The 13,782-nt window shown below is 72.7% G+C and carries 10 protein-coding genes; 4 read left to right on the plus strand and 6 right to left on the minus strand.

What is annotated here, in order from left to right; all coding sequences use genetic code 11:
- Window positions 1–19 precede the first annotated feature (19 nt).
- The gene (locus tag ACW4TU_RS19315) at window positions 20–1,156 is read left to right on the plus strand and encodes an FAD-dependent oxidoreductase (protein ID WP_457429159.1); all 1,137 of its coding nucleotides are present in this window, start codon (window positions 20–22) and stop codon (window positions 1,154–1,156) included.
- 85 nt (window positions 1,157–1,241) lie between these two features.
- Window positions 1,242–4,382: an ATP-binding protein gene (locus tag ACW4TU_RS19320; protein WP_457429161.1), complete on the plus strand. Its 3,141-nt coding sequence runs from the start codon at window positions 1,242–1,244 to the stop codon at window positions 4,380–4,382.
- Here the strand turns inward: ACW4TU_RS19320 and ACW4TU_RS19325 are convergent.
- From ACW4TU_RS19325 to kbpA, 4 genes are all read right to left on the minus strand, one after another.
- On the minus strand, window positions 4,363–5,157 hold the full coding sequence (locus ACW4TU_RS19325) for an ABC transporter permease (protein WP_457429163.1): 795 nt from the start codon (window positions 5,155–5,157) through the stop codon (window positions 4,363–4,365). The two genes, ACW4TU_RS19320 and ACW4TU_RS19325, sit on opposite strands and share 20 nt — an antisense overlap.
- A gap of 11 nt (window positions 5,158–5,168) precedes the next feature.
- A complete protein-coding gene (locus ACW4TU_RS19330; RefSeq protein ID WP_457429165.1) occupies window positions 5,169–6,149 on the minus strand; it encodes an ATP-binding cassette domain-containing protein in 981 nt (326 codons plus the stop codon).
- Between the two features lie 266 nt (window positions 6,150–6,415).
- Entirely contained in the window at window positions 6,416–8,800 is a 2,385-nt protein-coding gene (gene afsK / locus ACW4TU_RS19335) for a protein serine/threonine kinase AfsK (RefSeq protein ID WP_457429167.1), read from the minus strand.
- Between the two features lie 251 nt (window positions 8,801–9,051).
- Entirely contained in the window at window positions 9,052–9,771 is a 720-nt protein-coding gene (gene kbpA, locus ACW4TU_RS19340) for an AfsK-binding protein KbpA (RefSeq protein ID WP_457429169.1), read from the minus strand.
- Between the two features lie 169 nt (window positions 9,772–9,940).
- Here kbpA and ACW4TU_RS19345 point away from each other — a divergent pair, with 169 nt between their 5' ends.
- Window positions 9,941–10,588 carry a TetR family transcriptional regulator gene (locus ACW4TU_RS19345; RefSeq protein WP_189145350.1) on the plus strand — a complete coding sequence of 216 codons (648 nt, stop codon included), beginning with the start codon at window positions 9,941–9,943 and terminating at the stop codon, window positions 10,586–10,588.
- A gap of 136 nt (window positions 10,589–10,724) precedes the next feature.
- On the opposite strand, the gene ACW4TU_RS19350 is transcribed toward ACW4TU_RS19345, so the two are convergent.
- Entirely contained in the window at window positions 10,725–11,234 is a 510-nt protein-coding gene (locus tag ACW4TU_RS19350) for a nitroreductase family deazaflavin-dependent oxidoreductase (RefSeq protein WP_457429171.1), read from the minus strand.
- Window positions 11,234–12,448, minus strand: a complete 1,215-nt coding sequence (locus ACW4TU_RS19355; protein ID WP_457429173.1) for an acyl-CoA dehydrogenase family protein — start codon at window positions 12,446–12,448, stop codon at window positions 11,234–11,236. Before ACW4TU_RS19355 ends, ACW4TU_RS19350 begins: the two co-directional genes overlap by 1 nt.
- 157 nt (window positions 12,449–12,605) lie before the next feature.
- Between ACW4TU_RS19355 and ACW4TU_RS19360 the strand changes: the two genes are divergently transcribed.
- Window positions 12,606–13,775: a thiolase C-terminal domain-containing protein gene (locus ACW4TU_RS19360; RefSeq protein WP_457429175.1), complete on the plus strand. Its 1,170-nt coding sequence runs from the start codon at window positions 12,606–12,608 to the stop codon at window positions 13,773–13,775.
- Window positions 13,776–13,782: the final 7 nt, after the last annotated feature.

Below are 13,782 nucleotides of genomic sequence, written 5' to 3' on the forward strand. Positions count from 1 at the left end.
CACCCAAGGAGTCACGACCATGACCACCACCACTCACGAAAACGTCACGATCATCGGCGCCGGCCTCGGCGGGCTGACCCTCGCCCGCGTCCTCCACGTCAACGGCATCCCGGCGACGGTCTACGAGGCCGAGCCCTCGGCGACCGCCCGCGCCCAGGGTGGGCTGCTCGACATCCACGAGCACGACGGCCAGCTCGCCCTCAAGGCGGCCGGCCTGTTCGACGAGTTCCGCGGCCTCGTCCTGGAGGGCGGCGAGGCGACACGGGTCCTCGACCGGGACGGCACCGTCCTGTTCGAGGAGGCCGACGACGGTACGGGTGGCCGCCCCGAGGTACCGCGCGGCGAGCTGCGGCAGCTGCTGCTCGACTCGCTCCCGCCCGGCACCGTCCGATGGGGTCACAAGGTCAGCTCCACCCGTACCCTCGCCGACGGCCGCCACGAGGTGACCTTCGCCGACGGCACCGCCCTCACCACGGGCCTGCTCGTCGGCGCGGACGGCGCCTGGTCCCGCGTCCGGCCCCTGCTCTCCGACGCGACACCCGCGTACACCGGCATGTCGTTCGTCGAGACCTACCTCTTCGACAGCGACACCCGGCATCCGACCCACGCGAAAACGGTCGGCGGCGGGGCCCTGTTCGCGCTCGCGCCGGGAAAGGGACTCGGGGCCCACCGGGAGCGTGGCGGCACCCTGCACACCTACGTGATGCTCACCGAGCCCCAGGACTGGTTCGCGGGCATCGATCTCACCGACTCCGCCGCCGCCACGGCACGGATCGCGCAGGAGTTCGACGGCTGGGCGCCGGAACTCACCGCGCTGATCACCGACAGCGAGACCACACCGGTCGTGCGCGCCATCAACGCCCTGCCCAGCGGGCACCGCTGGGACCGGGTGCCGGGGGTGACCCTGCTCGGCGACGCCGCCCACGTCACCATCCCGAACGGCGAGGGCGCCAACCTGGCCATGTACGACGGCGCCGAACTCGCCCGGGCCATCGCCGCCCACCCCGGCGACATCGAGACCGCGCTCACCGAGTACGAGCAGGCCCTGTTCCCCCGTAGCGCCGCAGCCGCCGCCGAAGGCGCCCGGATCCACGAGGTCCTCTACGGCGACAACGCACCCCACAGCCTGGTCGCCATGTTCAACGGACATGCGTAGCCCCGATCCCGACAGCCGCCCGTGCGGCGGAAGTTCGGCCCCCAGCAGGAGTTCCGGCGGCCCACCCCTTGGCTACGCTGCACGGATGACCACCGACCTGACCCTCCTCCCGCGTGTCTCCTGGCGCGGGCAGGAAGTCACCGCGCCCCGCCTGCGCGCCCTCCTCGCACTCCTCGCGAGCGACCTGCGCACCGGCTGCGGCACCGAGCGCCTGGTGGCGGGGCTGTGGCCGGACGAGTTGCCGGAGCGGCCGGGAAAGGCGTTGCAGGTCCTGGTGTCCCGGGCGCGGGCGCAGTTGGGCGCCGACGTCCTCGCGAGCACACCGACCGGATACCGGCTCGCCCTCACCGAGGACCAGGTCGACAGCTCCGCCCTGTTGCTGCACGCCGCCGCGAGCGCGGACCGGGCCAGGGCCGGGGACCACGCGGGCTCCCTGGCCGCCGCCGACGCCGGGCTCGCCCTGTGGGAGGGGACCGCGGACGGGGACGGTGACGGCGACCTCCACGACCCCGTTGCCGCGCTCTGCGCCGAGCGGGCCCCCGTCCACCGCACCCTCGTCCGTGCGCGGGCGCTCGCCCTCGCCCGCCTCGGGCGGCACGCGGAGGCCGCCGGGCCGCTGGCCGTGGCAGCCGCCGAGCATCCGCGCGACGAGGAGGTGCTCGCCGAACTGCTGCGCGCCGAGGCGGCGTCGGCGGGCCCGTCCGCCGCGCTGACCCGGTACGAGGCGTACCGGAGGGAGCTGCGCGACGGGCTCGGCACCGACCCCGGGGCCCCACTCAAGTCCGTGCAACAGGAGTTGCTGTCCGGCGAGGCACCCGTGGTCAGGCACGGTGTGCCGCACGAGCCGAATCCGCTGCTGGGCCGGGACGAGGACCTCGCTGCGGTGGAACGGCTGTTGCGCGCCTCCCGCGCCGTCACCGTCGTCGGCCCCGGGGGTCTCGGCAAGACCCGGCTCGCGCACGCCGCGAGTCGGCGGGCCGAGCAGCGCGTGGTGTATTTCGTGCCGCTCGCCGGTGTCACCGCCGACGCGGACGTGGCCGCCGAGGTGGCCTCCGTGCTCGGCGCGGGCGAGAAGCGGCCCGGCGCCGTGAGCGGCCACGACCCGGTGCCCGGCATCCTCGGCGTACTCGGCGCCGGGCCCGCGCTCCTCGTCCTCGACAACTGCGAGCAGGTCGTCGCCGGTGCCGCCGGCCTCGTACGGGCCCTGGTCTCGTCCTCGAAGGACCTGCGGGTGCTCGCCACCAGCCGGGCCCCGCTCGGCCTGACCTCGGAGGCGGTGTACGCGCTGCCGGAGCTCCAACTCACCACCTCCGTCGAGCTGTTCATCCAGCGGGCCAGAGCAGCCCGGCCCGGTGTGGAGCTGCCGCCGGACGCGGTGGCCGAGCTGTGCCGCCACCTCGACGGGCTGCCGCTCGCCGTGGAACTGGCGGCGGCCCGGGTACGGGTGCTGTCGGTGCCGGAGATCGCCCGCCGCCTCGGCAACCGGTTCGCGCTGCTGCGCGGCGGAGCCCGGGACGCACCGGAGCGCCACCGCACCCTGCACGCGGTCGTCGACTGGAGCTGGAACCTGCTCGCCGAGGAGGCCAGGACCGCGCTGCGCCTGCTGTCCGTCTTCCCCGGCGGCTTCGCGGGGGAAGCAGCGGAGCATGTCCTCGGTGAGGACGCCCTGTTCCTGCTGGAGCAGCTGGCCGACCAGTCGCTGCTCACCGTCGCCGAGACCCCGGCCGGTGTCCGGTTCCGGATGCTGGAGACCGTACGGGAGTTCAGCGCGGCCCGGCGGGCGGAGGCGGGCGAGGACGAGGCGGCCATCTCCCAACTCCTAGCCTGGGCACGGGACTTCGGGGTCGCCTATCACGACTGGTTCTTCGGCTCGGAACCGCTGGCCGTCCGGAGGCTGATCAGGGCCGAGCAGGACAACCTCGTACTGGCCCTGCGGCACGCCCTGGCCCGTACGGACGGTCCCACCGTCGCCGCCCTCACCGCGGTTCTCGGCGCCCTGTGGTCCACCGGCTCCAACTACCCCCGCCTCACCGCCCTCGCCGCCGACACCGGACCGGCCCTGTCGCACTACCACCCCGAGCCCGAGTACGTCGAAGCCGCCCGCGCCGCCGCGGTGTTGTGCACGGCGAGCCTGTTCATGGGCTACGGCCCGCACGTCGTACGCCAGTTGGTCACCCTCCGGCGGCTGCCCCCGGCCCCGCCGGACACCCTGCTGCGGGCCTTCGCGACCGTGCTGAGCGCGGTCCCCGAGATGCTGCCTCCCGACTACGACGTACTGCGGCAGCTCTGCGAGAGCGAGCAGCCGCTGCTCGCCGGCATGGCCGAGTGCGTCGCCACGTACGTCTGGGAGGCGGAGCACGACATCGACCGCGCGCTCGCCTCGGCCAGCCGGATCATCACCGCGCTGGCGCCGGTCGACAACCCGTTCCTGCAGGTCCTGGGCCACGCCCGGCTGAGCGAGCTGTACCTGCACATGGAGCGGGGTGAGGCCGCGTACGAGCATCTCAGGGCGGCGCTCACGGCGCTGTCTCGGCTCGGCGACGAGCACGACACCTTCGGCGTCCGCTGGGGCCTCGTCCTCGCCTGCCTCCAGCGCGGCGACCCCGACGAGGCCGAGTACTGGCTGCGCCAGGCGGAGGACGCGTACAACCCGCAGATGGACGACTCCGACAGCGCCGATCTCGGCGGCCGGGCCGAGATCGCGCTCGCCCGCGGACTGACGGAGGTCGGGCTCGGCCTGTGGCGCGGCGCCGTGGAGGGGGTGGTCGGGGCGGGCCAGATGCCCGGCGGCGACCCTTTCCTGGACCGGTGGGCGCTGCAGATCCAGTCGGCGGCGGTGACGGCGCACGCGTATGCCGGCCGTCTCGAACTGGTCGCGGAGCCGGTCGGCCGGCTTCGGCAGGGGCTGCGGACAATGCTCTCCGGTCCGGCCGGCTCGCCCAAGGACCTCCCCGTGCTCGGGACGGTCCTGCACGCCCTCGGCCTGGCCGGGCTCGCCTCCGGCGACGACACCTCGACCGCCGTACGGATGCTGGCACTGGCCGAACGGCTGCGGGTGCTGCGCGACTACCAGCCGACGATGTCGGCGGACCGCGCCCGGCGGGCGGCCGGGGAAGCCGACGGGGCGGCGTACGCCGACGCGGTGTCGGAGTACGCCGCCCTGGGGCGGGACGAGTTGCGGGACGCGGCCCACGCCGTCACGGCGGTTACCTCGGGTCGCGGTTGAACTGGGCCGTCGACCAGCGGTAGCCGAGCACGGTCAGGCCGACGCACCAGGCGAGGGCGATCCACCCGTTGTTGCCGATCCCGGTACCGAGGAGGAGTCCGCGCAGGGTTTCGATGGCCGGGGTGAAGGGCTGGTACTCGGCGATCGGCTGGAACCAGCCGGGCATCGTGTCGGTCGGGATGAAGGCGCTGGAGATGAGCGGGAGAAGGATCAGCGGCATCGCCATGTTGCTGGCCGCCTCGGGGTTCGGGCTGGCCATGCCCATCCCGACCGCGATCCAGGTGAGCGCCAGGGAGAACAGCGTGAGCAGCCCGAACGCCGCCAGCCACTCCAGAGCCGTCGCGTCCGTGGACCGGAAGCCGATGGCCACGGCGACGACACCGACGAGGACCAGGCTGGCGAGCACCTGCAGCACGCTGCCCACAACGTGCCCGATGAGCAGCGAGCCCCGGTAGATCGCCATCGTGCGGAAGCGGGCGATGAGGCCCTCGGTCATGTCCATGGAAACGGCGATCGCGGCCCCGATCACGGTGCTGCCGATGGTCATCATCAGCAGGCCCGGGACGATGTAGGCGATGTAGTCGGAGCGGTCGGCGCCGCCGCCACCGATGCCCGCGCTCATCACGTCGCCGAAGACGTAGACGAAGAGCAGCAGCAGCATGATCGGCGTGAGCAGCAGGTTCAGCGTCATCGACGGATAGCGGCGCGCGTGCAGCAGGTTGCGGCGCAGCATCGTCGACGAGTCGCGCACGGCGAGGGAGAGGGCACTGCTCATCGGACGGACTCCTAGGACTGGCTGGGGACGGTGGAGGTGCCCGTGGTGAGGGCGGCGGCAGGGCCGGTCAGGGCGAAGAACACGTCGTCGAGGTCGGGGGTGTGCACGGTCAGCTCGTCCGCCTCGACGCCGGCCGAGTCCAGCCAGTCGAGGATGGAGCGCAGCTCGCGCTGGCTGCCGTCGCTGGGGATCTGGAGCGCCAGCGCCTCGTCGTCCCGGGTGACCTCGCGCAGGGCGGCGGCGGCCGACTGGTAGGCGACCGGGTCGGTGAAGCGGAGCCGGACGTGCCCGCCGGGGACAAGGCGCTTGAGTTCCTCGGCGCTTCCCTCGGCCGCGATCGTGCCGTCGTGCAACACGGCGATACGGTCGGCGAGTTCGTCGGCCTCCTCCAGGTACTGGGTGGTGAGGAAGACGGTCACCCCGTCGGCGACGAGCCCGCGGATGATGTCCCACATGTTGTGGCGGCTGCGCGGGTCGAGGCCGGTGGTCGGCTCGTCGAGGAAGATGATCCGCGGGTCGCCGACCAGCGTCATGGCGAGGTCGAGGCGGCGCTTCATACCGCCGGAGTAGGTGGAGGCGGGCTTCTTCGCGGCCTCGGTGAGATCGAAGCGCTCGAGCAGCTCGGCGGTGGTGCGCCGCCCGTCCTGCCTGGGCAGGTGGTGCAGGTCCGCCATGAGGAGCATGTTCTCCTCGCCGGTGATCAGGCCGTCGACGGCGGAGAACTGCCCGGTGACGCCGATCGCGGCGCGCACGGCCCGCGGGTCGGTGGCCAGGTCGTGGCCGCCGACGCGCAGGTCGGCGGCGTCCGCGCTGACGAGGGTGGAGAGGATCTTGACGGCGGTGGTCTTCCCGGCGCCGTTCGGGCCGAGCAGCGCGAAGACCGTGCCGGCCGGCACCGCCAGGTCGATGCCGTCGAGGACCGTCTTGTCCCCGTAGGCCTTCCGCAGCCCCTTGGCCGCGATGGCGAGTGAGTGCGATGTCGTTGTGGTCATGCCGAGGAGGTTGCGGCAGGCCGCATTCAGCGCGGTTTCACCACGGTTTCAGCACCCTGGAACCGGGCTGCGGGCCAGGTGGCACACGATGCCTTGCCGCCACCCGCCGCCGAAGCCGGGGAGTATCTCGCCCCTGCCGCCCCTACCCGTCCCTCCCCCCAGAGGGGGACCCCCACTGGGGGCTGCGCCCCCAGACCCCCGTATCGCGCTGAACGCGCTCGTCCTCAAACTCCCCCAGCGGGGGGACCCCCGGACGGGCTGGATATTCACCCCGTCCGTGCGGTCCCCGTGCCCTTCTCCGCGTCCAGCGCGTACACGCACCGGTCCTTGCTGCACGCGTACACCACGCCGTCCTTGACCACGGGGGCGCCGGTGATCTCGCCGCCGGTCGCCAGCTTCCATCTGAGGCGGCCGTCGTCGGCCTTCAGGGTGTAGAGGAGATGGTCCGTCGAGCCGAAGTGGATGCGGCCCTCGGCGACCGCCGGGGCGCCGACGATGTCGCCGCCCGCCTGGAAGCGCCACTTGGGGGTGCCGGTGACCGCGTCCAGGGTGTAGAGACCCTTGCCGCTGCCGACGTGCACATGGCCGGCCGCCACCAGCACCGGTTCGATCGACGCGCGGGACTCCGTCGCGATCCGCCACCTGTCCCGCCCGTCGGCCGCGTCGAGGGCGTAGACCGTGCCGAGGTAGTCGGCGAGGTAGACGCCGCCGCCGGTGACCGCCGGGCCGGGCGCGAAGGTGGGCGGCGAGAGGAAGACCGCCGGAGCCTCGAAGTGCCAGCGGACGTGGCCGCCCGCGACGTCGATCGCCAGGACACGGGTTCCCGCGCAGACGTACACCTGCCCGTCGGGGCCCGGGGTCAGCCGTACCGGGACTCCGCCGCAGGAGGCGGCGTCGCCGATGGGGTAGGACCAGCGCTCGTCACCCGTACGGGCCTCCAGGGCGCGCAGCCGCGCGTCCTGCCACACGAACACCGTGCCCTCGTGGACGTGCGGGCCGGCCTCCGGGGACTCGAAGTCCGTCTGGGCGCCGGCGATCTCCCACAGCTTCTGGCCGGTCGCCGCGTCCCAGCCCTGGACGCCGCCGCCGCGCGTGCCGGTGACGACCGTGCCCCGGTCGGCCTTCAGGGAGTACACCCAGGCGTCCGTGGACAGCCGCCACAGGTCCATGCCCTCGCGGGCGTCGAGAGCGAAGAGCGTCGGGCCGTCGGAGGCGTGGATACGGCCGTCCGCGACCGCCATCGACCAGGCGACGTCCCTCGTCTTGAAGCGGCGGCGGCCCGTCATCACGTCCAGGGCGTGCACCTCGAAGGAGGTGACGTAGACCAGGTCTCCGGCGACGGCCGGTTTGCCCCAGACGTCGTTCGACATCCGGAAACGCCAGGGGCGCCAGCCCGCCGGGGACTCCGGGGGCGGCTGCGGCGCGACGGGCACGGGGTTGGGGTCGGCGCCGTTGACACCGGGGCGCGGACGCGACCAGGAGGCGACGAGACCGGCCTCCGGAGGCGGTGCCTTTACGGCGGCGGCACGGGCGTCGGCGACACGCGGACCGGGGCCGATCGGCACGGGCGCGCCGGCCAGCCGTACGGGGCCGGTGTCGGGTGCTCCGGCCGGCAGGGCGGACGGCATGGGGGCGGGTACGAGGCCCGGTCCCGGGCCGCGTCCGAAGGCCGGCACCGGGTCGTGGGACGGCGGGGGCGGGATCGCGAGCCTGCCGCCGCTTCTGCCACCGGACGGCTGCGGCTTCGGCGCCGGGCGACCGCCGCGCCGCGCCTCGATGAGGGACACCGCGTGCTCGGGCAGCCAGGCGGACGCCGTACCGCTGTCGTCGGAGCCGGAGCCGTAGAGGTGGGGGGCCAGCTGTGCCTGGAGGTCGGCGGGGTTGGGGCGGCCGGTCGCCTCCATCTGCATCAAGGACTCGATGAGCGGGCGGAGTTCGTCCGGCAGGCCTTCGAGGTCCGGGCCCTCGCGCAGCAGCATGAAGACCGTCTCCACGGGGTTCGCGCCGTGGAAGGGGGCATGGCCGGTGGCCGCGAAGACCAGCATCGAGCCGAGCGAGAACACGTCGCTGGCGCCGGTCACGCTCCGCGAGTCCTTCGCCTGCTCGGGGGACATGTAGGCGGGTGTACCGACGGCGACGTTCGTCATCGTCAAACGCGTGTTCGAGACGCCCGAGGCGATACCGAAGTCGATGACCCGGGGACCGTCCTCGACCACCAGCACGTTGGAAGGTTTCAGGTCACGGTGGACGAGCCCCGCGCCGTGGATGGACTGCAGCGCCTCCGCGACACCCGCCGCGAGCCAGCGCACCGCCTGGGCCGGCATCGGCCCGCACTCGTTCACTATCTCTTCGAGGGAGGGCGCGGGTACGTAGGCGGTGGCCAGCCACGGTACGGCGGCACGCGGATCGGCGTCGACGACGGCGGCCGTGTAGAAGCCGGAGACGGCCCTCGCCGCCTCCACCTCACGGGTGAAGCGGACCCGGAACAGCTGGTCCTCGGCGAGCTCGGTCCGGACCGTCTTGATCGCCACGCGCCGCCCGGAGGCCGAGCGCGCGAGATAGACCAGCCCCATGCCGCCGGCACCCAGCCGCCCCAGCACCTCGAACGGCCCGATGCGCCGCGGATCGTGCTGTGTCAGCGGATCCACCACTTGCCTGCCACCTCCCCGTACGAGCCGCGTCACCTACATATGTACGCGACCTCGTGCAGCGTCTCACCACCGCCACCGCGTTGGCGGCACGCACCCCGATTCTTCCTGGCCGGGCCACAGGTTGCGAACTCGGATACGAAACGGGATGTCTCCACCTTAACCATCACAAAACCCCCTCCCGTGGACGCTCCCGCTCCGGCTCGCACCCGTTCCAGGGCAGCTCATGACGCCTGATGACGGCCGTCGGCGGCTCATTTTCGGAGGAGTGCGAACGACGCTCCCTGATTGTCCGTGACGACGGCCACATTCCCGTACGAAGTGTCGAAGGGCGGTACCTGGACGCGACCGCCGAGCCGGTTCACCGTCCCGAGCGTCGCTTCCATGTCCTCGACGGCGAAGTGGACCAGGAAATGCGGGGGCATCTCGGCCGGGAACACCTCCGAGACGGCGGCCCGGCCGAAGTCGGGAGCCGCTTCGGGTCCGAAGAGGGCCTCGTGGAAGAGGTTGCCGTAGAAGGCGTTGGCGACGGCGGTGTCCCGGGCGTACAGCTCCGCCCAGGCGAAGCTGCCGGGCTCGTGACGGCGGCCGAATCCCGGGTGCGTACCGGCCTGCCAGAGGCCGAACACCGCCCCCTCGGGGTCGGCGGCCAGTGCCGTCGTGCCCAGTTCGCCCACCGGGACGGGCGCGGTGATCACCTGTCCGCCGGCCGCGTGGATCCGGGCGACGAGGGCGTGGACATAGGGGGTGGCGAAGTACACCGTCCAGACGGTGGGCATCCGGCCGTCGGCCTTGTGGGCGAGGGAGGCGACGGGTTCGCCGTCGCACAGGGCGTGCGTCCGGCCGCCCTTCTCCCGGAAGGTCCAACCGAAGAGCTCACCGTAGAAGCGCTTGCCCGCCTCCACGTCGGGCAGCTGGGCGTCCACCCAGCAGGGGACGCCCTCTGTACGGGCGGATGCCCTGTTTTCGGCCATACCGTCAAGTTAACGGTCCTTCACGCATCCCGCAGAGCAGGCGCGGGATCCGGGCGCGAGACCGGGCGCAGCCGCCTCTCGCCGCCCTCCCGACGCCCTCTCACCTCGCACGCACCCCATTTGCAGTCGGCCGAATCGCGCTCCGATCACCCCTCGGTAAGCTGACGGCATGACAGGACAAGTGCGTACCGTCGACGGCCGTGTGGCCGGTCGGCGTGGGCAGGCGACCCGGCAGAAGCTGCTCGACTGCCTCAGCGAGATGCTCAGCTCCTCCCCTTACCGGGACGTCAAAGTCATCGATGTCGCCCGGAAGGCGGGGACTTCGCCCGCCACCTTCTACCAGTACTTCCCGGACGTCGAAGGCGCCGTCCTGGAGATCGCCGAGCAAATGGCCACCGAGGGCGCCGGGTTGACCCAGCTGCTCGCGGGGCGGTCGTGGGTCGGCAAGGCCGGCTGGCAGACCGCCCAGGAACTCGTCGACGGGTTCCTGGAGTTCTGGCGGCGCAACGACGCGATCCTCAGGGTCGTCGATCTGGGCGCCGCCGAGGGCGACAAGCGGTTCTACAAGATCCGCATGAAGATCCTCAACTCCGTGACCAACTCCCTTACGGACACGGTCACCGAGCTCCAGGCCAAGGGCAGGGTCGACAAGGACGTCAGCCCCGCCGCCATGGCCGGCTCTCTCGTCGCGATGCTCGCGGCGGTGGCCTCGCACCAGAGGGGCTTCCAGACCTGGGGTGTGAAACAGGCCGAACTGAAGCCGAACCTGGCCCAGTTGGTCCATCTGGGCGTGACCGGCAAGAAGCCGACGAAATAGCCCCAGCCCACTTATCCAGGTTCCGCGGCCCTTTCAGGCCCAAGTCCTGTCACGCAGGCGGTGGTCCACTCCGGTGGACCACCGCCTGTCGCGCGTCAGCGGCCTCGGCCGCACGGGTTCAGCGCCGTCAGCGCCGTCAGCGCCGGACGATCCGGAAGATCCGTATCTCCCGCTCGACCCGCGCCTGGTACGTCGCGTACGGCGGCCAGAACGCGAGCAGCGCCTTCCAGGCGGCGGCCCGTTCCTCACCGGCCAGCAGCCGGGCCGTGACCGGGATGTCCTCCCCTTTCCAGCTGACCTCGGCGTCCGGATGGGCGAGGAGGTTGGCGGTCCAGGCGGGATGACCGGTACGCCCGAAGTTGGACCCGATGAGCAGCCAGCTGCCGCCGCTCTCCTTTGCCGCCCCCTCCCCCGGCTCCTCCGGCATACAGGCGAGCGGCGTATGCCGTGGCTGCCCGCTCTTCGCCCCGCGCACGGTGAGAACGACCCCGGGCAGCAGCTGGGCGCTGAGCAGCACCCTGCCCCTGGTCAGCCGGTGGACGGCACGGTCGAGCGCCGGGACGACGTGCGGGGCGATCCGCGCGAAGGCCGGCGCCGAGGACACTTTCTGGACCGCTTTCACTACCCTCGCCGCTGTTACCGGCATCAGACGGCCACCTCTCCCGTGTCGAAGAGCCGCGCGGCGTCGGCCGCGTGGGCCCGGAGCCGGTGCACCGGCCCGAACAGCAGCTCGTCACCGGCGGCGCGCTTGAAGTACAGCTGGGCCTCGTGCTCCCAGGTGAAGCCGATACCGCCGTGCAGCTGGATGCCCTCGGCGGCGGCCGTACGGAGGGAGTCGAGGGCCTGGGCGAGGGCGAGCCCGCCGACCCGCTCCCCTTCGTGGGCAGTTGGGGCACCTGGTTCGGTCGACGCGGTTTCCCAGGCCGCGTAGTAGGCGGCCGAACGCGCCGCCTGGACCTGGACGTACACATCGGCGAGCCGGTGCTTCACGGCCTGGAAGGAGCCGATGGCCCGCCCGAACTGCTCGCGCCGCCGGGCGTGTTCGACGGTCAGCTCCAGGATCCGGTCGGCGGCTCCGACGGCCTCGGCGGCCAGCACGGTGGCGGCGACGTCCCCGGCGCGGGCGAGACGGGCACCGACGTCGGCCTCCTCGTCGCCCAGCAACTCGGCCGGCACGTCCCGCAGTTCGAGGCGGGCCTGCGGCCGGGTGGCGTCGAGGGAGGTCTGCCGGGTGCGGACGAGGCCGGGGGCGTCGCCGGGGACGAGGAAGAGAAGGGTGCGTGAGCGGGCGTATCCGCCGACGTGGGCCGCCACAAGGAGGAGATCGGCGCTGTGACCGTCGAGGACCTGCCCGACCTGCCCGTACAGCCGCCAGTCACCTTCCCGTTGAGCCGCCTGCACACCGCCGGCCCGCCCGCCCCCGGCCCAGTCGCGGCGGGGCTCGCCGGTGAGGGAGAGCACGGTGGCCAGACAGGCACCGGGGACGGCGAGGGCGGCGGTCAGGGCACCGGAGGCGATGCGCGGGAGGAGGTCGGCGCGCTGGGCGTCGCTGCCGAGGGCGGTGACGAGGGGGGCGGCCAGTACGGCGGTCGCGAGCAACGGGGAGGGTGCCAGGGACCGCCCCAACTCCTCCGCCGCGAGGGCGAGTTCGGTTGTGGTGCCGCCCACGCCGCCATGCTCCTCGGGGAGGGCGAGCCCTGGCAGACCGAGGTCGCGGGCGAGGGCGGTCCACAGGGCGGGGTCGTACCCGGCCGGGGTGTCGACGGCGGCCCTGACGTCGCCGGGCGAGCACCGCTTGTGGAGCAGTTCGCGGAGGGTACGGCGGATGTGGTCCTGCTCTGGGGTGAAACGGGCGTCCATGACCTGCCCCTCCTGGGCGTCCGCGGCGCCCGTTCAGCGGGATCTGACGGTTCGTCATATTAGGGCGGACGCACCCTGCCGCACAGAGCCCGAACTGATATACCGTCAGATTCATGCTGAGTCGACGACGAACGGGCGGACCGCGAAGGAGCGGACGGTGAGCCGGAGGGTCGCGATCGTCGGGGTCGCCCTGTCGGACTGCGGCCGGGTGGACGACGTGACCCCGTACGCACTGCACGCACAGGCCGCCCGGCGGGCGCTGGCGGACTCGGGGCTCGGCCGGGAGGTGGTGGACGGTTTCGCGTCCGCGGGTCTCGGCACACTGGCCCCCGCCGAGGTCGCCGAATACCTGGGCCTGCGCCCCACCTGGGTCGACTCCACCTCGGTCGGCGGCTCGACCTGGGAGGTGATGGCCGCGCACGCGGCGGACGCGATAGCCGCCGGCCACGCCAACGCCGTACTCCTCGTCTACGGCTCCACGGCCCGCGCGGACGTCAAGGCGGGCCGGCGGACGGGGAACCTCTCCTTCGGCGCGCGCGGACCCCTGCAGTTCGAGGTCCCGTACGGCCACACACTGATCGCCAAGTACGCGATGGCGGCCCGCCGCCACATGCATCAATACGGCACGACGATCGAGCAGTTGGCGTCGGTGGCCGTCCAGGCGCGGGCGAACGCGGCACTGAACCCGGAGGCGATGTTCCGGACGCCGATCACCGTCGACGAGGTGCTCGACGGCCCGATGATCGCGGACCCCTTCACCAAACTCCACTGCTGTCTGCGCTCGGACGGGGGCGCGGCGGTGCTGCTGGTGGCCGAGGAGTACGTACGGGACTGCCGTACGCGGCCGGTGTGGATCCTCGGGACCGGTGAGCACGTCTCGCACGTGAGCATGTCGGAGTGGGCCGACTTCACGGTGTCCCCGGCGGCGGTGAGCGGACGGATCGCCTTCGAGCGGGCGGGAGTTCGGCCCCAGGACATGGACTTCGCGGAGATCTACGACGCGTTCACCTATATGACGCTGGTGACGCTGGAGGACCTCGGCTTCTGCGGGAAGGGCGAGGGCGGGGAGTTCGTGGACGCCGGGAAGGGCCGCCTGCGGGTGGCGGGCGGCGAGCTGCCGGTCAACACGGACGGGGGCGGACTGTCGGCCCAACACCCGGGAATGCGGGGCTTGTTCCTGCTCGTGGAGGCGGTGCGGCAGCTGCGCGGGGACGGGGGCGCGCGGCAGGTCCGTACGGCCGCGGGAGGGCTCCCGGAGCTCGGGGTGGCCTCCGGCACCGGGGGCTGGTTCTGCTCGTCCGGGACGGTGGTGCTGGGCCGGGGGTGAGGCGGTG

This window comes from Streptomyces kryoterrae (assembly GCF_054072135.1).